Origin of the sequence: Pedobacter aquatilis, assembly GCF_032678405.1 — a bacterium.
In the GTDB taxonomy this organism is placed as follows: domain Bacteria; phylum Bacteroidota; class Bacteroidia; order Sphingobacteriales; family Sphingobacteriaceae; genus Pedobacter; species Pedobacter aquatilis_A.
The window spans coordinates 1,148,050-1,174,834 of sequence record NZ_JAVTSJ010000001.1 but is presented as its reverse complement, the minus strand read 5'-3'; the positions used below and the strand labels follow the sequence as shown (position 1 = coordinate 1,174,834).

The 26,785-nt window shown below is 38.1% G+C and carries 16 protein-coding genes; 13 read left to right on the top strand and 3 right to left on the bottom strand.

Going from position 1 to position 26,785, the window contains the following annotated elements:
- Positions 1-39: 39 nt before the first annotated feature.
- Positions 40-1,389 carry a M28 family metallopeptidase gene (locus R2R71_RS04860; RefSeq protein WP_316830124.1) on the bottom strand — a complete coding sequence of 450 codons (1,350 nt, stop codon included), beginning with the start codon at positions 1,387-1,389 and terminating at the stop codon, positions 40-42.
- Between the two features lie 158 nt (positions 1,390-1,547).
- Here R2R71_RS04860 and R2R71_RS04855 point away from each other — a divergent pair, with 158 nt between their 5' ends.
- The 3 genes from R2R71_RS04855 to R2R71_RS04845 all read left to right on the top strand — a co-directional run bounded on the left by R2R71_RS04855 (position 1,548) and on the right by R2R71_RS04845 (position 3,894).
- Positions 1,548-2,795, top strand: coding sequence for a Na+/H+ antiporter (locus R2R71_RS04855; RefSeq protein WP_316830123.1), 1,248 nt, complete (start codon positions 1,548-1,550; stop codon positions 2,793-2,795).
- A 115-nt stretch (positions 2,796-2,910) separates the two neighbouring features.
- A complete protein-coding gene (locus R2R71_RS04850) occupies positions 2,911-3,369 on the top strand; it encodes a hypothetical protein (RefSeq protein WP_316830122.1) in 459 nt (152 codons plus the stop codon).
- A 72-nt stretch (positions 3,370-3,441) separates the two neighbouring features.
- Positions 3,442-3,894, top strand: a complete 453-nt coding sequence (locus R2R71_RS04845; protein WP_316830121.1) for a hypothetical protein — start codon at positions 3,442-3,444, stop codon at positions 3,892-3,894.
- 17 nt (positions 3,895-3,911) lie between these two features.
- Here R2R71_RS04845 and R2R71_RS04840 read toward each other — a convergent pair whose 3' ends face one another.
- Positions 3,912-4,883 carry a glycoside hydrolase family 43 protein gene (locus tag R2R71_RS04840; RefSeq protein WP_316830120.1) on the bottom strand — a complete coding sequence of 324 codons (972 nt, stop codon included), beginning with the start codon at positions 4,881-4,883 and terminating at the stop codon, positions 3,912-3,914.
- A 404-nt stretch (positions 4,884-5,287) separates the two neighbouring features.
- On the opposite strand from R2R71_RS04840, the gene R2R71_RS04835 reads away from it, so the two are divergent.
- Complete coding sequence (locus R2R71_RS04835; protein ID WP_316830119.1) at positions 5,288-8,056, top strand: DUF5695 domain-containing protein; 2,769 nt, start codon at positions 5,288-5,290, stop codon at positions 8,054-8,056.
- Between the two features lie 196 nt (positions 8,057-8,252).
- Here R2R71_RS04835 and R2R71_RS04830 read toward each other — a convergent pair whose 3' ends face one another.
- Positions 8,253-10,619, bottom strand: a complete 2,367-nt coding sequence (locus R2R71_RS04830; protein WP_316830118.1) for a beta-L-arabinofuranosidase domain-containing protein — start codon at positions 10,617-10,619, stop codon at positions 8,253-8,255.
- Between the two features lie 236 nt (positions 10,620-10,855).
- Between R2R71_RS04830 and R2R71_RS04825 the strand changes: the two genes are divergently transcribed.
- The 9 genes from R2R71_RS04825 to R2R71_RS04785 all read left to right on the top strand — a co-directional run bounded on the left by R2R71_RS04825 (position 10,856) and on the right by R2R71_RS04785 (position 26,643).
- On the top strand, positions 10,856-12,253 hold the full coding sequence (locus R2R71_RS04825; protein WP_316830117.1) for an aminopeptidase P family protein: 1,398 nt from the start codon (positions 10,856-10,858) through the stop codon (positions 12,251-12,253).
- Positions 12,254-12,263: 10 nt separating this feature from the next.
- Complete coding sequence (locus R2R71_RS04820; protein ID WP_316830116.1) at positions 12,264-13,937, top strand: M1 family metallopeptidase; 1,674 nt, start codon at positions 12,264-12,266, stop codon at positions 13,935-13,937.
- Positions 13,938-14,069: 132 nt separating this feature from the next.
- Positions 14,070-14,987, top strand: a complete 918-nt coding sequence (locus R2R71_RS04815; RefSeq protein WP_316830115.1) for a dihydrodipicolinate synthase family protein — start codon at positions 14,070-14,072, stop codon at positions 14,985-14,987.
- Positions 14,988-14,999: 12 nt separating this feature from the next.
- The gene (locus tag R2R71_RS04810; protein ID WP_316830114.1) at positions 15,000-16,586 is read left to right on the top strand and encodes an aldehyde dehydrogenase (NADP(+)); all 1,587 of its coding nucleotides are present in this window, start codon (positions 15,000-15,002) and stop codon (positions 16,584-16,586) included.
- On the top strand, positions 16,579-17,580 hold the full coding sequence (locus R2R71_RS04805) for a 4-hydroxyproline epimerase (protein ID WP_316830113.1): 1,002 nt from the start codon (positions 16,579-16,581) through the stop codon (positions 17,578-17,580). The genes R2R71_RS04810 and R2R71_RS04805 overlap by 8 nt, the downstream gene beginning before the upstream one ends.
- A 54-nt stretch (positions 17,581-17,634) precedes the next feature.
- A complete protein-coding gene (locus R2R71_RS04800; protein WP_316830112.1) occupies positions 17,635-18,873 on the top strand; it encodes an NAD(P)/FAD-dependent oxidoreductase in 1,239 nt (412 codons plus the stop codon).
- Positions 18,874-19,016: 143 nt separating this feature from the next.
- Positions 19,017-19,922: an AraC family transcriptional regulator gene (locus tag R2R71_RS04795; protein ID WP_316830111.1), complete on the top strand. Its 906-nt coding sequence runs from the start codon at positions 19,017-19,019 to the stop codon at positions 19,920-19,922.
- Positions 19,923-19,973: 51 nt separating this feature from the next.
- Complete coding sequence (locus R2R71_RS04790) at positions 19,974-24,077, top strand: two-component regulator propeller domain-containing protein (protein WP_316830110.1); 4,104 nt, start codon at positions 19,974-19,976, stop codon at positions 24,075-24,077.
- A 220-nt stretch (positions 24,078-24,297) separates the two neighbouring features.
- Positions 24,298-26,643 carry a glycoside hydrolase family 127 protein gene (locus R2R71_RS04785; protein ID WP_316830109.1) on the top strand — a complete coding sequence of 782 codons (2,346 nt, stop codon included), beginning with the start codon at positions 24,298-24,300 and terminating at the stop codon, positions 26,641-26,643.
- The last annotated feature ends 142 nt before the right edge of the window (positions 26,644-26,785 follow it).

The following is a 26,785-nucleotide window of genomic DNA, read 5'->3' as shown; positions in this document are numbered from 1 at the left end:
TTAATTTGATTTTAAACAAGAATTAAACTTAAAAGTTTGTTATCGGCCAACTGCAGGCACTACTGGAAGGCTTTCATTATCTTCATTGCCAACACTTTGAACAGCAAATAAATAATTATCCTTACTGTATGGCAATTGCATTTCTGTTGAAGTAGTAAAAAACTTCTTTTGCCATGCTGCATTACTGGTTTCACGCATGAGCACATAATATCCTTTTACCACGCCATTTACCGGGGCTTTCCAGTATAGATATGTCGAATTACTAAGGTTTTTAACATCAACCTTGACTTCTGTTGGCATTGATGGTGCTTTTGCCAGGTTGGCAAGTGTGGCGATATTGACAGCGGTATTTTTTCTTAAATATTCGAAATCCATAAACTCGATTAAGTCGCCATATTTAACCCCTTTGTCAGTTCTTAAATCCTGATGCTGGTGATCAAAATTTTCGTTCATTTCGGTAATTCGAACTGCTGCGAAGCCATTTTCGGCAAAGGGAGAATGGTCGCCACCACGAAGGAACCTATCATTACGGTAAATTAATTTTATTTCCAGCTGGTCTACATAGCGTTCGCCTGTTTCTTTTACATAACGGGCTAATTGCCGGCTTTTACCGTCGTTTTCCAATCCATACTGGCGAATACTTTTTGCATATTTATCAAGCTCATAAGCTGGCAAGCCTTCGCTAAAAACCCTGAGTTTTGTGTTGTCGATAATTTGGGTTTCACTGGCATTATTACTGCCAATCATATCATTATTTAGCATTGCTTCGATATTCCAGCCTTCTTTTTTTGCTTTTGCAGCCATAAAACCCGAGCCCAGTAAGGATTGTTCTTCGCCGCTAACGGCAACAAATATTACGGTTGCACCAAATTTATACTGACTCATTATCCTGGCGGCTTCAATAACACCTGCTACACCACTACCATCATCATTTGCACCGGGTGCATCACTAACACGATTCATTACATCGGTAACACGGCTATCTAAATGGCCACTTACAACAAAAACCCGTTTGTCATTAGCATCGGTACCCTTTAAAACGGCAACGGCATTGCCTAAAACAATTGGCTGGTCAACGCGTCTGCCATCTGGTTTTATCGTAACAGTATCTAAAAAAGCAGTTAATCTTCCATCGCCCTGTTTTGCAAACTGATTAAATTTACTTACTACCCAGTTTCTTGCTGCGCCAATTCCTTTGGTTTTGCTTTTTGTATCGCTAATGGTGCTTCTGGTACCAAAGGCAACCATTTTTGTGATATATGATTTTAAAGAATCGGGATTTACGGCCTTTACCATTTTATCGATATCAGCATTGCGGTTAACAATGGTTTGAGCACTTAAAGAAAGGGTAAGACCACTAAAAAAGATTATTGTAAAAATTTTTTTCATTAAGGAATAATTAAGATTGCTAATTTATTGATTAAAGCGAACTGTTTTTTTAAGATGAATGCAAAAACCTGTAACAATTTGAACATAAATTTGCTATAATTGAGTGTTCTCGCAATTGTTATATTTTAGATCGCCGTTTATCATCCTCAGGAAAAAACATGGAAAACTATAGTGTAGTAATGCTGATTATGGCTGTAATGATTGGCTTATCGGCAATAGCTGACAAAATAAAACTGCCATACCCTGTGCTGTTAATTATTGCGGGAATTGCCATCGGTTTTATTCCTTCAATTCCACCAGTTTCATTAAACCCGGAAATTATATTTCTGATATTTTTACCCCCATTGCTTTACGATGCTGCATTCAATATTTCGTTTAAGGAATTTAAAACCAATATCAACACCATCGGAACTTTATCCATATCGCTCGTTTTTATAACAGCACTTGGTATTGCTGTAGTTTCACGTTATTTAATTCCGGGGATGACCTGGCCGCTTTCTTTTGTTCTCGGTGCAATTTTATCGGCAACAGATGCTGTAGCGGCTATGAGTATTACAAAAGGGTTAGGCCTTTCGCATAAAACGAACACTATTTTAGAAGGCGAAAGCTTAATAAACGATGCATCGGCTTTGGTTGCCTATCGTTTTGCTGTGGCTGCGGTTACGGGTTCGGCTTTTATATTCTGGCGGGCAGGATTAACCTTCGTAATTCTGATGACTGGAGGAATTTTAGTTGGTGTTATCATGGGGAAAATACTTTCCCTCATTATTGCACGCGTACATCATAATCAGCTTGTAACGGTTAGCTTTATGTTGCTAATGCCTTTTGTTACTTACCTTATAGCCGAACACTTCGAAGTTTCGGGGGTAATTGCAGTAGTTATCTTAGGGTTGAGTATCGCCAGGTTCAGCAATAAGGTATTTCCTGCCGAATTAAAACGGCAATCCAGAAATATTTGGGATATCATAATCTTCCTGCTTAACGGCTTAATCTTTATCCTTATTGGGCTCCAGTTTCCTTACGTTATAAAAAGCATTAGTAAAAGCATGGTTTGGACATATATCGGCTATGCTTTTATTATCACTATTATTGCGCTGATATTAAGAATGGGGCGTGTTTTTCTTCAGAAAATAAACCTTCAGAATGCTTTTAAAAAGGGAAAAAACAGGATTACCGAATTTGCCTTGCTTGATTTTAAAAACAGCTTAATTATTAGCTGGTCGGGAATGAGGGGAATTGTTTCTTTGGCTATCGCGATAGGTTTACCTGAAAAGCTCGCTGACGGAACTCCTTTTCCACAGAGGAATGTAATTATTTTCATTTCAGTAGCCGTCGTGCTTTTTACTTTGATCGGACAAGGCTTAAGTCTTCCCTGGTTGGTAAAAAAACTTAGGATAAACGATTAATCAGTTCATTTTATAATGATATGCTAAAAAATTTAGGCTGTAAATAAATAATTTCTATATTTATTTCGTGTAAAGTTAATTGGAACTTTAAACTCAGCGCCCTAAATTGTCGTAAATGGATAGGTTTCCCGTTAATCTAACTTCAGCTAAATGCGAATTATTAGACCGAATACTTGAAGAATTTAAGTATGAAGAATATATCAAGACCGACCGTGTGTTGCATATATTCAGGGGTAATGCTATTCTGGCGGCCGAGTATTTACAATTACTTAATCAGTTAAATTTAATCATGCTTATCGGTGAGGTACATGGGCATCCATTGCCCGCACTAATCGGTAAACAATCGGGACTTGAAATTTTTATGAGTGAGGGCGGTTTCATGAAACGTCTTGAGCTTAGAAAGATGCAGGAGGAAACCGGAAAAAGTATGCTCGAACTGCAAAAAGAGATTCTGGATTTAAGAAATCAACTCGCTGCCTGCCGTGAAATTATTGCAAAACAGGAAATGGCGATGCTGGATATGGATGAAGAATTAAGAAGGCTTGAAGCCGGAATGGAAAACGAAGATATTTAGCGGGATTTTATTGTTTGCTTTGTAGCGTTTTACGATTTCTTATCGTTTTACAAACGAACTAAAAAACTAATTATGATTAAGAAAACCTTTAATGCCTGCGGTCTGCTGATTTTGCTTTCAATGCTTATGCTTTCCTGCAAAAAGGATGGTATCGGGAATTTATCCAAAGATGCTTTAACTAATACTTCGTGGCAGGAGATGACAACAGGCTATAATCGCGTACTCATTTTCGAAGCTGGTGGAAAGATTACGATTTTAATAAAAGCAAGCCAATTTGCCGATTGGAACATAAAACTGACCGGAAAGTATGTAATTAACGGAAATAACCTGGAAGCTACAGTTACAGAACAATCAGAAAGAAATGGTTCGGGGCCGGTAACAACAACTGCGGTAAATTACAAATGGTTTGATCAGGGAAAATTTACCATTAAAAATTCGGTACTAACCGTAAATTATAAAACTTATCCGGCAGATGCGCCAGTAGATACAGAAACAAAATTCAGTCAGATAATTCCGATTGATTAATAAAAAAAGCTCAATGTTTATTGAGCTTTTTTTATGCCTTCCGATGTCATAACGATGCGTTTTATTGTACCATCATTGTTGTAATACAGGTAATCAATACAAACCGATCTTCTATAACTTCCGCCATCATTATTAATAGCCCCGTTGTGGTAAATGAAGTAAGATTTTCCTTTAAAATCGATAATCGACTGATGATTAGTATTGGAATTACCGGCAATTTCGTTTAAAATTCCTTTGTAAATCCACGGGCCATTAATGTTTTTGCTCATTGCGTATACTATTTTTTCAGGAAAACCAGATGCATAGGATAAGTAATACCAGTCTTTGCGTTTATGAATCCATGGCGCTTCCGTAAAATCGGGAACATCAACAGTTTTAATAGGCCCATCCAGTTCAATCATGTTTGTCTTTAATTTAGCGTAATAACACCGTTGGTTCCCCCAGAAAAGATATGCCTGCCTATCATTGTCGATGATAACGGTTGGGTCAATATCATCCCAGGTAATACCAACTGCAGTAGTCATATTATTTGTAATCAAAGCTTTTCCGAGTGCATCTTTAAAAGGCCCTCTCGGATTATCGGCCACGGCTACACCAATCGATTTTCCACCGATTGATCCATGCTCTGTAGCTACATACCAGTAAAACTTTCCGTTTCTTTCAATAACCTGCGATGCCCAGGCATCGTCTTTAGCCCAGGCAAAATCCTTAACATTTAGTGGAGATTTGTGCTCTTTCCAGTTAACCATGTCGGCAGATGAATAACAAAGCCATTCGTGCATCTCATAATTGTTTTTAGATTTTGGCGCTACATCGTGTCCAGTATACAAATAAACCGAGTCTTTATAAACAAATGCGGCAGGATCGGCCGTGTATTTATCGGTTATAATGGGATTTCCCTTTGAATTGATCAGCTTTTCCTGCGTGAAGCCTTTTAAAGATAAACAGCAAGCTGCGATGATCAGGATGTTTGATTTTTTAGTAATCATGTGATGATATTTTTAAATTCTTAAAACGACTCTTTTTAAATTTTCTAATCCTAAAAGCATTGCGGATAGAAAAAATGGTTTTTTTATAAGGTGTTTGCCTGCATTTAACTTATCTTCTCATATAAAACCTAAGATATATTTACCCCGAAAGATTCATTTGTAAAGGAGTTTATATTTGGAAGATTTAGTTGTAAATGTAAAAAAATAAGCTAATAAATGTTATTTAAACGTTTATTTTTAGATTGAAAATTCGACTTGGTTTTAATAGCCTCACATTAACAAAATTAAAAATAGGTTTTTAACAGATATGCCGGATATTGACCTGTTTTGCCCTGTTTTTGCCGATGCTGTATGCTTTAAATTTTAAAGTATATTTTTGGTTTACATCTTAACAGATCAAATTGATGAAGATTTTTTTTAAAAGAATAATTTTTAAATTTTCTAAACGGAATTTAGTTAAAATAGGTATTGCCAGTATCGTATTGCTCTTAAATAGCCATTTGTTATTTGCGCAATCGCCATGGATAGCACTTGGCAAAAAAACCTCTTCTTTACAGCTCGAAAAGGGATTTTCATCTTTTGATGCAGGAGGGTTTACCTTAAAGTTGGTAAAGTCATCGCAAACCGTAGCTGGCTTGCTACCCAAATCTGTTAAAGGATTTGATTTTGTACCTGGCGATAGCCTGAAAGTGAGAAGTGCAGACGGACTTTATCATCTTGGTGATATTAACTTAAGGTTGCGTACAATAACTGATACCGCCTGGAAAAGTTACAGCACGGCTGCAAAACGAAAACCCGTTAAAGCTATTGCAATGAAAAATACGCTTGCTGCAGCCGATTTAAGCGAAACTTTAGCAGCTGATATCCCCTTAACAATAAAAAGGATATGGGAGTTGAAAGATGGAAAACTGGTACTTCGTTTTCAGCTCAGCAATAAAACCAGTAAAGCTGTAGAAATTGGTGCACTTGGGATACCCATGATATTCGATAATATCCTAGATGGAAGAACGCTTGAGCAGGCACATGCAAAAAATGTATTTTACGACCCTTATATTGGTAAAGATGCAGGTTATTTGCAGGTTACCAGGTTAAGCGGTCATGCGCCATCATTAATTGTAGCACCAATAGGTAAAACGCCGTTCGAGGCCTATAATCCTTTAAACGATGATAAAACCCCACGGGGAATCGCTTTTGAAGGCTTTTATGAATGGATGGTTTATAGCAAGGCTTACGCCGAAAAAGAATGGAAGAATGCTGAGCAATGGAATACGCCGACGTCAATAATCCTTAAACCTGGTGAAACCAGAAATTACGCATTACAGTTTATTTTAGCAGGAGCCGCAAAAGATATAGAAAGTAAATTAATAGAGAACAAAAGGCCAGTGGCAGTCGCTGTGCCCGGGTATGTACTTCCAAAAGATGTTGACGCAAAATTGTTTACCAAATACGAAAAAAAGATAAAATCGATTGAAGTGTATCCGTTTGGTACATTAACTGTAAAAGTAGCAGAAACAACTAAAAAAGGCTGGAACAGCTATTTTATTAAAGGAGTTATTTCTGGCAGGGCAAGACTAACAATTACTTATGCCGATGGGCTTGAGCAAACCATAAATTATAAAGTAATTGAACCTGAAAGCGAAGTAATAGCGAGTTACGGTAATTTTTTAACCACTAAGCAATGGTTCAATCAACCAGATCAGGTTTTTAAACGCAGTCCATCGGTAATCACCTACGATTATGAAAAACAACAGCAGGTGGTACAGGATAGCAGGGCATGGATTGCGGGTTTAAGTGATGAAGGTGGAGCAGGTTCATGGTTGGGGGCAATGATGAAACAGTTGGTTCATCCAGATCAAACGGAGATAACTAAACTGAAGCAATTTGTCGACTCAGTAATGTTTGGAAGGATTCAGCTTAAAGATGGGCCGAAAAAATACGGTGTTAGAAAAAGTTTGTTTTATTACGCACCTGACTCGTTGCCAAAAGATACTTACTCAAAGGATATTAATTTTAAAACATGGTCGGCCTGGCCTAAAAAAGAAGCCGATGATTTAGGGCGTTCATATAATTACCCACACGTAGCTGCTGCACATTGGGTAATGTACCGCCTGGCACGTAATTATAAAGGTTATATCGACGAAACAAGTTGGAAACAGCACCTTATAGATGCTGCTGAAACCGGAATGGCAATGGTAAACATTGCGCCATATTACGCACAATTCGGGCAAATGGAGGGAACAATTTTTTACCTCATTTTAAACGATCTTAAAAATGAAGGTTTGAATGAAGAATATACCCGGCTGGAAAATGAGATGAAAAAGCGTGCCAATCACTGGCGTACACTCGACTATCCTTTTGGAAGTGAAATGCCCTGGGATTCAACAGGACAGGAAGAAGTTTATGTTTGGTCTGATTATTTTGGCTACCAGGATAAAGCGCAAGTAACCCTCAATGCAATTCTGGCCTATATGCCTGTTATACCGCATTGGGCCTATAATGGTAATGCCCGCCGGTACTGGGATTTTTTATATGGAGGAAAGCTCATGCGTATTGAACGAATGATTCACCATTACGGTTCGGCCTTAAATGCAATTCCCGTGTTGATGGATTACCGCAAAAACCCGGATAATTTTTACCTTTTACGTACCGGTTATGGTGGTTTGATGGGCTCGATTGCTAACATTACAAAAGATGGTTTTGCGCCAGCAGCATTTCATGCCTATCCATCAACATTAAAAAATGATGGGATAACAGGCGATTATGGTTCTGGTTTTTTTGGTTACGCGGTAAATACTTCATCATACTTGTTAAAGCATAAGGAATTCGGCTGGCTTGCTTTTGGCGGAAACCTGAATCAAAACGGAAATAACATCATTTTAAAGCCAACTACTGCAGCAAAATCTTCAGTTTTTGTTGCCCCGGTTGGTGTTTGGATTACTTTAGAAGCCGGAAGCATTGATGAACTCGATTATGATCCTTCAACTGGTTCAATCCGATTAAAATTAAGCAAAGCTGATGAACATACACCAAGGGCAATACTGAGAATCAGCCAACCTGCAAAAATAGCTGGTGTTCTGAAATATTCTCTTAAAGATAAAACCATTGGTAAACGTGGCGCTTATGAAATTCAGCTGTCTGAAGGGAATACAACTGAAGTGATATTATCAAAATAATATACTTCTCAGGTTTACGAAGTTTGAATTGTGTTTTGCCAATAAACTTCGTAAGCCTGATAAAAATAAGTCGTAAGTATGACGACTGGCAAGTCCTTCGACAAAGCTCAGGAGGACAATAGTCGACACCTCATTACGAGGTCCGAAGCAATCTGATATTGGATAAACGTTGTAATTCTACTGATGATTTTGAATTTTAAGGATTTTCTTTAATAACCCTTAGCTGATAAACCGGGCCTGCATTATTCTTAGCTTTAGGAAAGAATTTAATGGTTACTTTCTGTTTTCCTTTGGTTATTTCATGAGGGATTTTATAAGAAATATCATAAAATCGGCTCTCCTTATATTTGTTTAAGTCTTCGGTTGCAATGTTTACACCATCAACTAAAACATCAAAAACGCGGCCTCTGTTATCCATTCCCCAATAGGAAGCGATCATTATATTCTGGTTGTTCGGATCAACTTTAATATCGAATTGGAGAAAACCTTTCTCACCGGCGAGCCGCCATTTCCGGCCATGTTCTTCACCCATTGATTCTTTGGCAGCCGTAAAATTATGGTCTCTTTCGGGTTGCATTTCTCCAAAGCGGAAAATATCAGTGGTTTTATCTTCCAGTTCTTTTTGTTTACGTTTTTGTTCATCGTAAATCTTCTGCTGAACCTGCCATTTATCAGGTGTGAAAACATCCCAATAAACACTATAATATTGGTTTTTAGTTTGATAAAAGGGAATCATGGTAACCTCTGCAGGCTGTGCTGTTTTAACGGTTTGGAATTTTAATTCCTGTTTATTTGTAACTTTTAACCAGTTTTCCGGGTCGTTGGTTGCACTTACGAACACAGGAACACCCTTTATTGGGTCGGGCTCGGTTGTACCTAAAATGCCGGCCAATAAAACCGGTCCGTAAAATACAGCCCTTCGATCAGGGTTATCAGGCATAGCCTCGGTGTGTAGTTTTTCTGGTGTTGTATAGCTAATTTTATCGTTGTTTTTCCAGTTTCGGTTTATCACCAGGTAACCGGCATCATCAGCTTTTATAGTTTGCTGTATGCCATTTACTTTAATTACTGTTCCTTCCGACCATTTTGGTTTTCTTAACCGGATAGAAAAAGTTTGTGGCTTCAGGGTATTTATGGTTAATTCTGTTTTATCGCCTTGAGGCAGGGAACTTTGCTGTCTTATTTTTATTCCTTTTTCTTTCCAGTTTAAAGCGGAAGGAATAAAAAGGTTAACATATAAGCTGCCATCACTTCCTCTGAAATAAATACTTTCATTGTATTTAACATGGTTTTCCATTCCTGTGCCTACGCAACAGGTAAAGGTGTTAAACTTATCGCTATATTCCTTTTTACCGCCCATCCGGAGTGGTACGAAATAACAAGTCATACCATCATCGTGATTTTGTGAAGCTAAAATGTGATTATATAGTGCCCTTTCATAATAGTCGAATAGTTCTGCAGTAGGTGTTTCGGTAAACAAATGACCGGTAAGCTTAAGCATGTTATAGGTATTACAGGTTTCGGTAGTGTTCTCTGTAAGCTTGTCGTTTAATTTATTAGGCTCGCTCAAATATTCATAATTGCTGTTGCCACCGGTTACATAGGAGTGGTTGTAAACAATGGTCTTCCAGAAAAAGCGGGCAATTGCCTCATCATTTTTGTCGCCTGTAAGTTCATGTCGTCTTGCGCTTGCAATAATCTTGGGGATTTGTGTGTTAGAATGCTTTCCGGGCAAAATATCCTGTTGTTTCGCCAGCGGATCCAGAATACGTTTATCATAAAACTTATAGGATAAATCGAGAAATTTCTTTTCGCCCGTTATTGCATATAGATTTACCAGCGCATCGGCCATGCCACCGTACTCACAAAAAAGCATCTTTTGAAGCAATTCATCATTTAATCCACTAATGGTTTTTTGCGTCCAGTTGGCCATTCCGATGCACTCATTAAGTGCTTTTTTATTGCCGGTATAGAGGTAGGCATCAAGTAAACCAGCCATTATTTTATGAACGGTGTACCATGGCGACCAGCCGCCATTTAAGTCAAAACCACCAGATTTAATGTTTCCTTTTGCTACTTCACTCCAGATGATATCTTCTTTGGGAATTGCACCGATATAACCAGTTTTTCTCGCTTGCTGGCATGCTTCCAGTTCATCAACAATGTAATTTACTTTTTGAAGAAAGACAGGGTTTTTGCTTGCCGCATACTGCATTGATATCGCTGAAAGGTAATGACCTAAAGTGTGTCCGGCAAGGCCATCGGCTTCCCATCCGCCGTAAATTTCTGCTTTAGGTGTTAATCCGGCATTTTTTCTGAAACCAGCTAATAAACGATCGGGGTCGATAATGATCAGGTAAGCTTCATCGGCTTTCATGGCGGTTTTAAAAGTGCTTTCAAGCAATGTTACCTGCGATAAATCAAAAGCATAAGCATTGATTGACGCAACATTTTTAACCTTTATCCTGCTATCCTTAAACTGTGGCAGGTAGTTTTGCGCTTTGGCATTTAGCGAAAATATAACTGAGCAGGTTAATAAACTTCTGGCAATAATTTTATGCATGTTAAAACGAATTCTTGAAAAATAAAATTATTCAAATGTGAATGTAAAAATCGCCCCTTATTTTGCAGTTATTGTGCGGATTTTACCTTTATTTTCTTAAAAAAGCATATTATTTGCGATTTTTATACCACAACATTAGCTTATAATTTGCAAATACATCTCATATTTTATCCATTCAATTTAAAACTTGCCGGATGAAAAATGCTTTTGGGATATTTGTTTTAACTCCAGAAAATATGTTTGATAAAACAATTTACATCGAAAGAAGAAAAACGTTAAAATCTTCAGTTGATTCGGGCGTATTACTTTTTTTAGGGAATGAAGAAAGCCCTATGAACTATGCCGATAATACTTACCACTTTAGGCAGGATAGTAGCTTTTTGTACTATTTTGGTATCAGCGAGCCAGCTCTTGCAGCCATTATTGATATTGATGAGGATAAGGTAATACTGTTTGGCAACGAAATGAGCATTGATGATATTGTTTGGATGGGCAGGCAGAAAACGTTGAAAGAAAAATCAGAAGATTCAGGCTTAAGCCATGTTCAGCCTTTAGAGCAGCTGGAAATTTATCTTAACCGATATAAACAACAGAACAGGGCAGTACATTTCTTACCACCTTATCGCCCGGAAAATAAAATTAAATTATCAAAGTGGTTTAATTTACCAGTTGACGGACTTAAGAACGCTGCTTCATTAACTTTTATTAAAGCAGTTATTGAACAACGTTCTGTAAAAGCCACAGAAGAAATAGCTGAACTTGATCAAGCTGCGGCTATCTCAGCCGATATCCATTTAATGATAATGCAGCAGGCCAAACCGGGAATGTATGAACGGGAACTCGCCGCTAAAATTCAGGAAGCTGCACTGGCATCGGGTGGAAACCTTTCTTATCCTGCAATTTTAACCGTTCGAGGCGAAATACTACACAACCACTATCATGGTAATATCCTTAAAGAGGGGCAAATGGTACTTAACGATTCGGGTGTAGAAACTGCCTTAGGCTATGCAGGCGATTTGACCAGGACTTTTCCCGTGAGCAAGCAATTTAGCCCGTTGCAGAAAGATATCTACAACATTGTGCTCAATGCTTATACCGATGCGAAAAATACTTTGGCTCCGGGAGTGAGGTATTTGGATGTTCACTTAACTTCTTGTAAGCGCCTGGCGCAGGGTTTAAAAGATATCGGATTGATGCGTGGAAATATTGACGATGCCGTTGAAAGTGGAGCACATGCCATGTTCTTTCAATGCGGAACGGGGCACATGATGGGGCTTGATGTACATGATATGGAAGATTTGGGCGAGCAGTTTGTAGGCTATACTGATGAACTCAAGAAAAACACAAGTCAGTTTGGTTTAAAATCCTTACGCCTGGGCAAGGCACTAGAAACAGGTTATGTTTTAACTGTTGAACCCGGCGTTTATATAATTCCTGAACTTATCGATAGGTGGAAAGCCGCAGGTCAGTTTACTGAATTCATTAATTATGATAAACTTGAACAGTACAGAGATTTTACCGGAATCAGGGTTGAAGATGATTTTTTAATCACTGAAAATGGAAGCAGGATGTTAGGAAAGCATCTTGCAAATACTGTAGAAGAAATTGAGGCTATAAGAAGTCAGGCCTATTAATTACCATAAAATGAAAATTTTTAATCTTGTAATTGCTGTATTGGTTTTTACACTTTTTAGTGGCAGTGTTGCAGCCCAGCATAAAAAGGTTTACACTTTAGCCGATACCTTACGCGGCAGTTTAACACCTGAACGGACCTGGTGGGATGTTCAACGTTACGAACTTGCAGTAAAACCCGATTACAATGATAAAAGTATATCCGGTTCGAACCAGATTGCATACAAGGTTGTTCGAACAAATAATGGCAAAACACGCATGCAAATTGATTTGCAGGAACCATTAATTATCGATAGCATCATTTATAATGGAAAATTAAGGTTGAAATTCGATCATGAAGGTAGTGTGTGGTACGCTCAGGTTCCGGCACAAAAACTTGCAGCTTTAAACAAGGTAAATATCTTTTATCATGGAAAAGTTCACCAGGCAAAGCGTGCACCTTGGGATGGCGGCTTTATTTTTACTGCAGATTCACTCGGTCGCCCGTGGATGACTGTTGCCTGCCAGGGCTTGGGCGCATCTATCTGGTATCCAAATAAAGACCATCAGAGCGATGAACCAAATCTTGGAGCATCTTTAACCATGACCGTTCCCGATACCTTAGTAGCAGTAGGCAATGGGAGGCTCGTTTTTAAGAAAAATAATAATGATGGTACTACCACTTATAAATATAATGTGGTTAACCCAATCAGTAACTACTGCATCATCCCTTATGTTGGGAAATATGTAAACTTTAAAGAGAAGTATGCAGGCGAAAAGGGTCTGCTTGATGTTAATTATTGGGTGCTCGATTATAACTATCCAAAGGCAAAAACATATATGCCCGATCAGGTACATAAAATGATGAAAAGCTTTGAATACTGGTTTGGGCCATATCCTTTTTATGAAGATGGCTATCAGCTAATTGATGCATCGCATACGGGCATGGAGCACCAGTCGGCGGTATCGTACGGGAACTGGTACAAGTTTGGCTACCGGGGTAGAGATATGTCGGGCGATGGCTGGGGACTGAAGTGGGATTTCATCATCATCCACGAAAGTGGCCACGAATGGTTTGGAAATAATATTACCAGTAACGATTTGGCGGATATGTGGGTACATGAAGGTTTTACTAATTATAGCGAAACACTTTTTGTCGATTATATTTTTGGTAATAGCGCGGGTAACGAATATAATTATGGTATCAGAAAAGGTATCAGAAATGACAGTCCGATCATTCCTCCTTATGGCGTGAATGCCCAGGGAAGTGGCGATATGTACCCTAAGGCAGGCAATATGCTGCATGCTATCCGTCATGGGCTTAATAATGATGTGCTTTTCAGGTCGATATTAAGAGGTTTAAATAAGACTTTTTATCACCAAACGGTAACCACAAAACAAATTGAAAATTATGTTTCCAAGCAAGCGGGCTTTAATTATAGTAAGGTTTTCGACCAATATTTACGTACGATAGAAATCCCCATTTTAGAATATTACCTGAAAAACGGTAAAGCATTTTATAGGTATACCAACTGTGTTAAGGGGTTCAACCTGCCGTTAACCCTTAAAGCCAATGGAGTAAAAACCGTTAAAATTATTCCATCAGAAAGCTGGCAGGAACTTGTTTTGGCAAATGGACAAGAATTTTTGTTTACCCCACAGGCGATAGAATTTATGTATTATCTGCAGGTAAAAAATGCAAAATAATTCCAATTGTTTTTAAACTGCTAAACCGGTGTATTTCTAGCTGATATCGGTTAAAATCTAACAATACTTAGGTGTTTATATCAATTAACTTTGAAATAATAAATCGAAGATTAATCAATTAAAAACACAATAATGAGTATAAAATGGACCGGGATTTTTCCGGCTGTAACCACAAAGTTTACAGCAAACGATGAATTGGATTTTGAAGCTTTCGATCACAATATCGAGGCACAACTTGAAGCCGGAGCCGAAGGGATTATTTTGGGAGGTTCGCTTGGCGAAGCAAGCGTACTTACTGATGAAGAGAAATTCAGTTTGTTAGATCACACGTTAACACTCGTTAACGGTAGAGTGCCGGTACTTTTAAATATTGCCGAATCTACAACTAAAAAAGCTATTGAAGTTGCAGCAAAAGCTAAAGCTTTGGGTGCTAATGGTTTGATGTTGCTCCCGCCAATGCGTTATAATGCTGCCGCTGATGAAACGCTGGCTTTCTTTGGTGCTGTTGCTGAAAGTACCGATTTACCCATTATGATTTATAACAATCCCGTTGATTATAAAATTGAGGTAACGCTTGATATGTTTGAGGTATTAACAAAATATAGCAATATCCAGGCAATAAAAGAATCGACCAGGGATGTTTCAAATGTTACCAGATTAATCAATCGCTTTGGTGACAGGTTTAAAATCTTTACTGGTGTAGATCCTTTGGCTATGGAAAGTATTGTGATGGGCGCTGATGGCTGGGTTGCAGGTCTGGTTGATGCATTCCCGAAAGAAACCGTTGCTATTTTTAGGTTAATAAAAGAAAACAGGATAGCAGAGGCCTTAAAAATTTATCGTTGGTTTTTACCAGTACTCGAACTGGATATTCATCCAAAACTGGTACAGTATATTAAGCTTGCAGAAGTAGCAACGGGTTTAGGTACGGAAACTGTAAGAGCGCCAAGATTGCCAATTCAAGGTTCCGAGCGTGAAAAGGTATTAAAAATTATAAATGATGCCCTGGAAAATCGCCCAGAATTACCAGCTGGCAGCTGGGGTAACTAAACCTTTATAATAATGAATGGAAAAAATATCATTGCATCTGCATATGCCGATACAAGTGAAAAAACGCTCAGTGCAATAAATCCTTCTACCGGATTAGCTATTGAAGGAAATTTCTTTAAAGCAAATGAAGCACTTGTAAATAAAGCATTAATAGCAGCAACTGAGGCATTTCAAACCTACCGAAACCTGCACAAAGATTTAAAAGCGGCGTTTTTAAATGCCATTGCCGATGAAATTACAGCTATAACCGATGAATTAGTAAGCAGGGCAGTTTTGGAAAGTGGCTTACCAGTTGCCCGCTTGCAAGGAGAAGTAGGCAGAACAACAGGTCAAATCCGTTTATTTGCCAATCTTTTAGCTGAAGGTTCTTGGGTTAATGCCATAATCGACACGGCACAACCCGATCGGATGCCGCTTCCAAAACCGGATATCAGGAGAATGATGGTGCCTATTGGGCCGGTAGTGGTTTTCGGTGCAAGTAACTTTCCGCTTGCATTTTCGGTTGCCGGTGGCGATACAGCTTCAGCCCTGGCATCAGGTTGTCCGGTAATTGTAAAAGCACATCCGGCACATTACGGAACAAGTGCCCTTGTTGGTGGTGCTATCATTAGGGCTATTGAAAAATCAGGTTTACCTGCAGGTATTTTCTCCATGCTTTATGATGATGGCTATAGCATTGGCACAGCGTTGGTAAAACATCCTTTAACCAAAGCTGTAACCTTTACCGGTTCATTAAAAGGAGGAAAGGCCTTAATGAAAATTGCAGAGGATAGGGCTGTTCCTATTCCGGTTTTTGCAGAGATGGGTAGTATTAATCCGGTAATCTTGCTGCCAAAAGCACTCGAAAATCAGCCTGAAGAACTTGCTAAAAAATACGCAGCATCGATTACGTTGGGTGCCGGGCAGTTCTGTACAAATCCGGGTTTAATGCTTGCGATTGAGTCTCCTGCACTCGGAAAATTTAAAGAAGCACTGGCCGCCACAATTTCGCTTATTCCATCAGCAACAATGCTAACTGAGGGAATTGCCTATAACTATAATAGCCTTACGGCAAATATTATTAACAGCAAAGAAGCTACCGTTTTAGGTATTTCAAATCTAAAGGATAAAAATTTAGAAAACCAATCTCAGGCAATGGTTTGTGAAATCAGTGCCTCTGCATTTATAGAAAATCCGGTATTTAGCGAGGAAATATTTGGCCCTTATTCACTTTTAGTTATTGCCAAAGATTTAGATGAATTGGAAACAGTAATTGGTAATCTTAAAGGACAGCTTACCACAACTATAATGGCCGAAACTGATGAATTAAAAAATTATCAGTCGTTAATAGACAGGTTGACGGATATAACCGGCCGGATAATACTGAATGGTGTACCAACAGGCGTAGAAGTTTGCGCTGCAATGCAACATGGCGGACCATTTCCGGCAAGCAGCGACAGCCGTTTTACTTCAGTTGGTTCTACCGCAATTTATCGTTTTGTACGCCCGCTTGCCTATCAAGACTGGCAGCAGGAGTTACTACCGGATGCGCTTAGAGATGGCAATCCATTGAATATTTTCAGAACTGTTAACCAAAAATTAACCAAAGCAGATGAGTAAAACTTTTTTCTGTGTAGACGCACATACCTGCGGTAATCCCGTGAGGCTGGTTGCAGGCGGTGGCCCTGAGTTAATCGGGGCAAATATGAGTGAAAAACGGCAACATTTTTTAAAGGAGTTCGACTGGATTAGAACTGGTTTAATGTTCGAACCGAGGGGGCATGATATGATGTCGGGAAGTATTCTCTATCCGCCACATAATCCTGATAATGATGTGGCAGTTCTGTTTATTGAAACCAGTGGCTGCCTACCCATGTGTGGCCATGGTACAATTGGTACCATTACAATCGCTATTGAAGAAGGATTAATTCAGCCAAAAGTACCTGGTATGATCAGAATGGAGGCTCCGGCAGGCTTAGTACTGATTGAATATAAGCAGGAAGGCAAAAAAGTTAAATCAGTAAAACTAAAAAATGTTGCTTCCTATCTTGCGGCAGAAAATCTACAAGTAGAATGTCCCGATTTGGGATTATTAACTTTCGACGTTGCTTATGGTGGTAATTTTTATGCGATTGTAGATCCGCAGGAAAACTTTGCCGGACTGGAAAATTATACTGCAGCACAGCTGATTACCTGGAGTCAAACCATCAGAAAGCGTATAAACGAACAGTATAAATTCGTCCATCCGCTTGATGAAACCATAAACGGCTGCAGCCATGTGCTTTGGACAGGGAAAACACTCGACGAAACTTCGACCGCCAGAAACGCTGTTTTTTATGGTGATAAGGCAATCGACAGGTCGCCTTGCGGAACAGGTACCTCAGCCCGGATGGCACAATGGCATGCAAAAGGAAAACTTAAAAAAGGGGAAGACTTTATACATGAAAGCTTTATCGGGAGTAAGTTTACAGGCAGGGTTGAAGAAGAAGTTGACTTAAATGGTTTGAAAGCAATTATTCCGAGCGTTGAAGGCTGGGCAAAAATTTATGGTTACAACACTATTAAAATAGATGCCGAAGATGATCCTTATGCCTATGGTTTTCAGGTTATTTGATTATAATATTAGTTAAGTTTTCAGTAGGAACTGAATAATTTTCAATTTAAAAGCATGTCGAAGGTATTAATTATTGGTGGCGGAATTGTAGGGCTAAGTTCAGCATATTATCTGCATAAAAAAGGTTATGAAATTACGGTTTTAGATAAAGGAGATATTACAGATAACTGTTCTTTTGGAAATGCCGGAATGATTGTGCCCAGTCATTTTGTGCCTTTGGCTGCCCCTGGAATGATAAAACAGGGCATAAGATGGATGTTTGACAGCAAAAGCCCTTTTTATGTTCGTCCTGCCTTAAACCTAAACCTCATAAACTGGGGTTTAAAATTTATTAAAAATGCAACAGCAAAACATGTAGCTGCGGCCGCTCAGCCACTTCGCGATTTATCTTTACTGAGTAAAAAGCTTTATGAAGATTTAGCAAAAGAGCCAGGCTTTGACTTTGAGCTTACGGGAAAAGGCATACTGGCCTTTTATAAAACCGAGCAAGCTGCAGAAGAAGAGGCACATCTGGCTGAAAAAGCCATTGAACTTGGTTTGGATATGGCGATTTTAAATGCAGCTGAATGTAAAACCTTACAACCCGAACTAACTTTGGATGTGCTGGGAGCTGTTCATTATCGTTGTGATGCGCATTTATATCCGGGGAAATTAATGAATAATTTATTGCAGTTCCTCGAGCAAAATGGAGTAAAAATTATACGCAATAAAGAAGTTGATAAAATCGAATGTAATGGAAATCGCATTACAAAGGTTTTTACAGGCAATGAGGTGTGGGAAGCAGATAATTATTTGCTGGCCTCAGGTTCCTGGTCGCCTGCAATTGCTAAAATGGCAGGTGTCAAAGTTTCTTTAATGCCGGGTAAAGGTTATTCTTTTATGGAACCTGAGCCCCTCAAAAGGCTTACTATTCCCGCTTTACTTTGCGAGGCAAGGGTCGCCATTACCCCGATGAACGGTCAGATAAGGTATGGCGGCACAATGGAACTCGACAAAATCAATACAAACGTAAATATGGAAAGGGTAAAAGGCATTGTAGAATCCGTTCCTAAATATTTCCCTGATTTACAACCAGCATTACCAGCCGAAAATAAAATCTGGTACGGTTTCCGTCCATCTTCTCCGGATGGTTTACCTTACATCGGCCGAAGTGAAAAAATGAAAAACTTAATTGTAGCTACCGGACATGGAATGATGGGCCTAAGCTTAGGGCCTGCTAGCGGATTGCTTGTTAGCCAACTCGTTGCCGAACAGGTAACAGAGATGGAAATAGCACCTTTTGCCTTAAGATAAATTAAGGATTGAGAAAAGCCAGGCAATCCGGCAAATATTAGCTTGTATTAACCGTATTTTAACCCGATTTGAATATTATTGTGCTTATTGGGTTAATATTCTTACATTGTTTTAGTAAATCAACAAACTAATTCTTTAAAACAATGAAGGTACTGCCATTTACAATGCTCGTTCCTGATGATAAAAGTGTAATATCGGAACACATCGAACTTCCATTTTTTTATCAGTACTTACACAGACATGATGAGTGGCAAATAACTTTCGTGGAAAGGGGCGAGGGGACGCTAATCGCAGGAAATGACATGCATCCTTTTCGTTCGGGAGATGTTTTTTTAATCGGTGCGAAGCTACCGCATTTATTTAAAAGCAACCCTGAATATTTCTCAAATGATAAAGATAAAACGGTAAAAGCCTGCTCTGTTTATTTCAATTCAAACGGTATTTTAAGCGCTCTTTTTAACCTGCCCGAGATGAAACTGGCGAGTGCTTTCCTACAGAAAAACAAACACGGTTTCAAAATCCCTGAGCCTTACACAGCTACCATCATTCAAAAAATGTTCGATGTGCACAAGGCTTCCGGTTCGGATGTACTTTTTAATTTTTTAAAACTTATCAACGGTTTACAAGAGTTAAATGAAAACATTTTACCGCTTTGTTCGGAAATGTATTCTGCTAATGTAACGGAGAATGAAGGAATGCGCCTGAGTAAAATTATCAGTTTTATTACCGAAAATTATAACAGCCAGATTTCATTAGAAGACGTAGCTAACGCTGCTTTTATGACACCACAGGCATTTTGCAGGTATTTTAAAAAGCATACAGGCCATACTTTTGTTTCGTTTTTAAATGAGGTAAGAATTAATGATGCTTGTAAAAGTCTTATTTCCGGAGAAAAAGCTGATTGTATTTCGGGAGTTGCTTATAAAGCGGGTTTCAATAGCATAACTAATTTTAACCGTGTTTTTAAAAGTATTATTGGGCAGTCGCCAAGAGCCTACATCGATACTTATAACAATGTAAGCAAGGTTAGTTATACAAGTGCTATGTAATCACTGAATAGTTAAAGCCAAAACGAAAAGCAATTTTTAATACCGCCAATCATGAAAAATTGTATCTTCGTTAATACCAAATATTTCCCTCTTTATCACTCTATGAACTCAATTCGCAAGGTTTTTGCCTGTATAATAGCCTGTTTGGTTTTGAGTTTTAATTCTACACTTGCGCAAATACCACCATCACCAGTAAAATACCTTGGGGTAGAAAATGGTTTATCAAACAATGTCGTTAATTCACTGTATTTAGATCATTTTGGCTTTATGTGGATGGGTACCTACGATGGCCTAAACCGGTATGATGGCTATAATTTTAAGGTTTTCAGGAATAACTGGGGGGTAGATAATTCCCTCATAAATAACCATATCACGGCTTTAAATGGCGACAACCTTAATAGAATCTGGGTTGGTACGCAAAAAGGTATTTCGTATTACAATTACGCTGATACTAAACTTCATAAATTGTTTTATAATGATAACGGCAAACAATTAGCCGTTTCTGCGCCGGTAAATGCAATCGCTGTAAGCCGGCAATCGTCGGTGTTTATTGCTACTGATGATGGTGGTATCTACGAATTGGAAAACAACAAAGAGATTGCTGAAAAAATCCAGTTCAAAAAGAACAAAAACTATACTGTTAAAGCACTTTGTATTGATGATAAAGATGTTTTGTGGCTTTTTATCAAAGATTTTGGTTTATGTAAATACGATATCGGGCACAAAGAGATAAAACTGGTTAAGCAAGATATCAAGAATGTAACCAGTATCATAAGCGGTATAAATAACCAGCTCTGGATCGGAACCGAACAAGGACTTTATCTATTCGGGAAAAACAATAATTCGTTAACAAAACCCGCTCAATATCCCGATAAGGATAATATTATGAGTTTGATGCTGGATAAACAGCAAAAACTTTGGATATCGACCGATGGCAGTGGCATCGTGTTGTTTGATACCAGGGCAGGCAAAATAAATCGGTTATCTGCAGGAAAGGATAAAGGTTTACTCAGCAGCAATTCGGTGGCGCAGGTTTATGAAGACAAGGAATCAAGAAAATGGATTGCGACCTTGCGTGGCGGTATAAACATTATCGACCAGCAGAGCACACAATTTCAAAGCATAAGAAAAGATGCCTTGAAAAGTAACTCATTGGTGAACAATTTTGTGCTTTCATTTAGCGAAGATGAATTCCAAAACATCTGGATTGGAACAGATGGTGGCGGCTTGAGTTTATGGAACAGGAAAAAGAACAGTTTTACAAATTATGTTAAAACCAGCAATCCGGGTGCACTGAAGAGTAATTTTATCACCAGTATTTTAAATGATAATGAAAATAACACCTGGGTTTCTAGCTTTAGCGGAGGTATAGACCGTTTTGATAAGCAAAGCCAAAAGTTTATTCATTATACCTGCCACAATCCGGTTAAAGGAGTTGATGAGGTAAATATCTGGAAGCTTTACCAGGATAGAAATAATAACATTTGGGCAGGTACTACACGTGGTGGGGCACTTTACCGTTATAATAAATTAGCCGATAAATTTGAACTTTTTGATAATAGTTTGAAAGATATTCATTCCATTTTTCAGGATGCTGAAGGTAATTTATGGGTTGGGAATTATACCGATTTGATAAAAGTTGACCTTCTTAATAAGAAACATGAGTACATTAAAATTAACCTGGCGATACGGGCGATAAACGAAGATTCGAAAGGTCAGTTGTGGATAGGCACAGAGGGTGGTGGTTTAATCCGGCTTAATGCCAAAACCAAAGCAATAAAACGCTATGTTCAAAGTGATGGCTTGCCTAGCAACTCCGTTTTGAATATACTAATCGATTCGAAAGATAACCTTTGGTGCAGTACTTATAATGGCCTTTCGAAGTTTGACATTAAGGAGCAAAAGTTTAAAAACTACTATACCTCAGATGGTTTGCAAAGTAATCAGTTTAACTACAACGCTGCCTTAAAATTAAAAGACGGTGCATTTTTATTTGGGGGAATTAATGGTTTCAACTTATTTTATCCTGATAGTATAAAAGAAAATAACAGGGTTCCAAAAATTGTACTTACCGATTTCAGGATAAACAATGTTCCGCTAGATGAAGATTCCAGTTATAAAAACACATCTATTGTAAACCTTAAAAAGATTGAAATTCCATATAACGCTGCAGTAATTTCCGTTGATTACGCTGCTATAGAATTTTCATTTCAGGAACAGATTTCTTATGCGTATTACCTTGAAGGATGGGACAGAAACTGGAATTATGTAAATAAACTCAATACTGCTTATTACTCAAGGTTAAATGAAGGCGAGTACAAACTGCATATTAAAAGTACCGATACTGAAGGCGCCTGGAGCAATAACGAAAAAATAATAATCATTAAAATTTTACCGCCCTGGTATAGAACATGGTGGGCCTATGGCATTTATTTAATCCTGTTTTCAGGTGTATCTTATTTGTTTCAGACTTACCGAAACAGGCAGCGGAACTTGAAACACGAAATAGAAATTACGAACCTGAAAATGGAACGTGAGAAAGATTTAAACGAGAAAAAACTAAATTTCTTTACCAATATTTCGCACGAACTGCGTACGCCATTAACACTTATCGTTAACCCGATTAAAGATATTTTAAACAACAAAGAATCGGGGCAGGAGAAGAATGACTTAAATGTTGTTTATCGTAATTCCCGCAGATTACTAAGTCTGGTAGATCAATTGCTTTTATTTAGAAAAACAGAAAGTGAAAATGATACACTAAATATTGTAAAGATTAACCTCTTCAAATTTGCACGCGAAATTTTTCTGTGCTTCGGTTACCTGGCAAAAAACAATAACATCGATTATACTTTTGAATGCGATGATGAAGAAACAGTAGTTTATGGCGATAAGGATAAACTGGAAATCGTGTTCTTTAATTTACTCTCAAATGCATTAAAATTTACGCCTAAGGGGGGCTTCGTTAAATTTAAAATAGAACATCATCCTAATGGGATAAAAATAGAAGTCAGCGATAATGGCCCTGGAATTCCGGATGATATTGGTGAGAAGCTTTTCGATAAGTTTTACAAGGTGATGAGTAAAGAATCGCTTAAAATGGGATTTGGAATCGGCTTATACCTCGTTAAAAGTTTTGTTGAATTACATAAGGGAAAAATCTATTTCCACTCTAAAAAGGGTTTAGGAACGAGCTTTTTTATTGAAATGCCTGTAGGTGAGCCAATCGATTTATATGAAAATAACATCAATGAAAACGAACTGACTTATGTGAATGAGTTAATTGCTCAGGAAGATTCGGAAGATGAGCCATCTGATAAAAATAATACAGGTAATCTCGAATTACTGATATCGGATCTCAACTCCATTCTGGTGGTTGATGATAATACTGAAATTATTGATTACATCCGGCAGATTTTTCAGGATAATTTTAAAATTTACCAGGCAACTAACGGTATCGACGGACTGAACAGCTGTAGAGAATTCTTACCTGATATTGTTATTTCTGATGTAAACATGGATGGCCTGAATGGTATAGAGCTATGCAAGGCAATAAAAGATGATTCAGCACTGAACCATATTCCCGTAATCCTGCTAACTGCCGACCCAACCGCCGAAGTTCGGCTAAAAGGGATTGAAGTTGGTGCTTATGATTTTATTAGCAAACCCTTTGATAAAGATTTGTTTACTGCGAAAATAAATGGAATTATTAAGAACCGAACAAATCTGCAGTCGTATTTCTACAACGAGATAACACTTAAATCCGATACCCATAAAGTATCCCAGGAGGATAAAGGATTTCTATTGAAATGTATTTCCATCATAGAAGATAACCTAACGGAAGATGGTTTTAACGTTAAAACGCTGGCTTCTGATTTGGGCATGAGCCATTCCAATCTTTACAAAAAGATTAAAACCACCTCCGGACAATCGGTAAATGGCTTTGTAAGGTTTATAAGATTAAGAAAAGCCGCTGAATTGCTGATTAATACAAACCTGAATATAAATGAAGCCGCTTTCAGGGTGGGTATTAACGATATAAAATATTTTAGGGAACAGTTTCAGAAGCTTTTTAAACTAACACCCTCTGAGTTTGTAAAAAAGCACAGAAAAACCTTTCACAAATATTATAATCTAAATAGTGTATTGAAGTAGCTTTAACTAAAGGCTCTTTTGCTAAAATACCCCCTTATATTTATGATTTAGCCCCGTGTTTTGGAAAGCAAAATTTTAGTACTTCGCGAAATAACTAACCAGATGCTTGGTTTTACAACAAAGTTTGGAGAATTAACTTTAGCTGTTTATACGCAGCATAAACTTAACTTAATTCGCTGTTAACCAATAAAAATTATAACTGTTCCGGCAGTGAAATGATATGAAAATTGCAATTAAACTTTTTCTGCTCCTTCTCTTTTCCGTGCCGGTTTTCGGTCAGCAAAAATTAAAAGCTTTTAAATTAAACGAAGTGATTTTGCTTGATGGAAGATTTAAAGATGCACAACAAACCGATTTAAAATACATTATTGAGCTTAATCCTGACCGGTTATTAGCACCATATTTGCGTGAAGCTGGCTTAAAACCCAAAGCCGAATCTTATGGGAACTGGGAGAATACCGGACTAGACGGGCACATGGCTGGCCATTATCTGTCCGCTCTTTCTTTAATGTATGCCGCTACAGGAAGTGAGGTGTTGAAAAACCGCATAAATTACATGCTTTCCGAATTGAAAAAGTGCCAGGATGCGAATGGCAACGGCTATGTTTCCGGAATTCCAGGCGGTAAAAAAATGTGGACGGAAATCAGAGGTGGAAACATCAGGGCTTCATCTTTCTCTTTGAATGATAAATGGGTTCCGCTATACAATATCCATAAAATTTATGCGGGTTTGTACGATGCTTATACGGCTGCAGGTAATCTACAGGCAAAAGAAATGCTCATTAAGTTAACAGATTGGTGCGTAGATCTGGTTTCTGATTTGACTGACTTGCAAATTCAGGAAATGCTGAAAAGTGAGCACGGTGGATTAAATGAGGTTTTTGCCAATGTATATTCCATAACTGGCGATAAAAAATACCTGCAACTCGCCCGCAAGTTTTCCGATAAACGTATCCTCAATCCATTACTTGAAAATACTGATGCCTTAAATGGGCTTCATGCCAATACACAAATTCCTAAAGTTATCGGTTATGAACAAATAGCAATAGCTGATAAAGATACCACATGGGAAAATGCCTCCAAATTTTTCTGGAACACAGTTGTGAATAACCGTACAGTTGCTATTGGCGGCAATAGTGTTCGCGAGCATTTCAATCCGGAGAATGATTTTTCCTCGATGATAGAATCGAGAGAAGGACCCGAAACCTGCAACTCTTATAACTTGCTGAAGCTGACCAAACAGCTTTTCCTTTCGTCGCCATCTGCCAAATACATCGATTATTACGAAGAAACACTATACAACCACATTCTAACATCGCAAAATACTAAAGGCGGTTTCGTTTATTTTACACCGATACGGCCGGGTCATTACAGAACATACTCTAATCCACAGGAAAGTTTCTGGTGCTGCGTGGGCTCAGGATTGGAAAATCATGCAAAATACGGTGAAATGATTTACAGCCACAACAGCAATTCGGTATTTGTAAACCTTTACATACCTTCAGTTTTAAACTGGAAAGAAAAAGGACTTCAACTTACGCAGCATACTTCATTTCCTGAATCAGAAACGTCTAAATTAACTTTAAAATTAAAAAGAAGCAGTCGTTTCAATATCAGTTTAAGGTATCCATCGTGGGTAGAAAAAGGTAAATTACAGGTTTTCGTTAACGGTAAAAGGCAGAAAATACTCTTTAATACAAACGGCTACATAAGCCTAAACCGAAACTGGCAAAATAGCGACGTGATTGAATTAAAGCTTCCGATGCGGATTAAGGCTAGCTTTTTGCCCGATGGCTCTGATTGGGTTGCCTTTAAACGCGGACCAATCGTTCTGGCGGCCGAATTAGATACGTTGAGCCAGCCAAATCTTATCGCCGATGGCAGCAGAATGGGCCACATTGCCAATGGTGCATTATTACCGCTTAACGATGCACCCCTTATTGTTGGAGAGAAAGAACAAATTGCAACGGGAATAAAACAAGTAAACCAAAGTAATACCGTTTTTAATGCTGCTCAAATCATTTATCAGCCGAGGTATAAAAGGCTCCAGCTTACTCCTTTTTATAATTTAAGTGAAAAGCGCTACGTAATTTACTGGCCATATAGCAGCAAAGAGCATTTGGCTGAAAGAATAAGCAGCATTAAAACTTATGAGGTCGAAAAAAATAAAATAGAGGCATCAACGGTAGATTTAATTAATACAGGTGAACAACAACCTGAAACAGATCATGGTTTTAAAGGCGAACAAACGGACAATGGCACGTTCGGGGAGAGGCATTTCAGAAATGGAAAAGCATGGTTTAGTTATCGTTTAAAAAATAATGCTTTACAAGCTAAAAAACTGACAATTACTTTATCTGGCGAAGAGAAAAATAAAGCATTTTCAATTCTTATAAATAATGAGCTGATAAAACACCTAACACTTGATGGCACAAAAGGCAAAGATTTTTATAACGAAGAAATAACAATTCCTGGCCAGTTACTTTCAGCCGATATGGAAATAAAGTTTGTGGCTGATAGCAATTCTTCTATTGGAAATATTTACGAAATAAGGTTACTAAAGTGATTTGTAAAAGCCCTGAAATTTTTTAAAAACGTTGTTGTAACGTTAATTGACAAAAAAGATTAATTTGCAGTATTAAATCACCCCCTTTTAAATATGATTTACCCCCCTAAACAAGCCTGTAGAAATTCGGTACTTCGGTTAA

What these genes read in the sequence shown, in the direction of transcription:
- R2R71_RS04810 (WP_316830114.1), top strand. Translation starts at nt 15,000, where the DNA reads ATGAATGGAAAAAATATCATTGCATCTGCATATGCCGATACAAGTGAA.
- R2R71_RS04795 (WP_316830111.1), top strand. Translation starts at nt 19,017, where the DNA reads ATGAAGGTACTGCCATTTACAATGCTCGTTCCTGATGATAAAAGTGTA.
- R2R71_RS04840 (WP_316830120.1), bottom strand. Translation starts at nt 4,883, where the DNA reads ATGATTACTAAAAAATCAAACATCCTGATCATCGCAGCTTGCTGTTTA.
- R2R71_RS04850 (WP_316830122.1), top strand. Translation starts at nt 2,911, where the DNA reads ATGGATAGGTTTCCCGTTAATCTAACTTCAGCTAAATGCGAATTATTA.
- R2R71_RS04785 (WP_316830109.1), top strand. Translation starts at nt 24,298, where the DNA reads ATGAAAATTGCAATTAAACTTTTTCTGCTCCTTCTCTTTTCCGTGCCG.
- R2R71_RS04800 (WP_316830112.1), top strand. Translation starts at nt 17,635, where the DNA reads ATGTCGAAGGTATTAATTATTGGTGGCGGAATTGTAGGGCTAAGTTCA.
- R2R71_RS04815 (WP_316830115.1), top strand. Translation starts at nt 14,070, where the DNA reads ATGAGTATAAAATGGACCGGGATTTTTCCGGCTGTAACCACAAAGTTT.
- R2R71_RS04830 (WP_316830118.1), bottom strand. Translation starts at nt 10,619, where the DNA reads ATGCATAAAATTATTGCCAGAAGTTTATTAACCTGCTCAGTTATATTT.
- R2R71_RS04790 (WP_316830110.1), top strand. Translation starts at nt 19,974, where the DNA reads ATGAAAAATTGTATCTTCGTTAATACCAAATATTTCCCTCTTTATCAC.
- R2R71_RS04860 (WP_316830124.1), bottom strand. Translation starts at nt 1,389, where the DNA reads ATGAAAAAAATTTTTACAATAATCTTTTTTAGTGGTCTTACCCTTTCT.
- R2R71_RS04820 (WP_316830116.1), top strand. Translation starts at nt 12,264, where the DNA reads ATGAAAATTTTTAATCTTGTAATTGCTGTATTGGTTTTTACACTTTTT.
- R2R71_RS04825 (WP_316830117.1), top strand. Translation starts at nt 10,856, where the DNA reads ATGTTTGATAAAACAATTTACATCGAAAGAAGAAAAACGTTAAAATCT.
- R2R71_RS04845 (WP_316830121.1), top strand. Translation starts at nt 3,442, where the DNA reads ATGATTAAGAAAACCTTTAATGCCTGCGGTCTGCTGATTTTGCTTTCA.
- R2R71_RS04835 (WP_316830119.1), top strand. Translation starts at nt 5,288, where the DNA reads ATGAAGATTTTTTTTAAAAGAATAATTTTTAAATTTTCTAAACGGAAT.
- R2R71_RS04805 (WP_316830113.1), top strand. Translation starts at nt 16,579, where the DNA reads ATGAGTAAAACTTTTTTCTGTGTAGACGCACATACCTGCGGTAATCCC.
- R2R71_RS04855 (WP_316830123.1), top strand. Translation starts at nt 1,548, where the DNA reads ATGGAAAACTATAGTGTAGTAATGCTGATTATGGCTGTAATGATTGGC.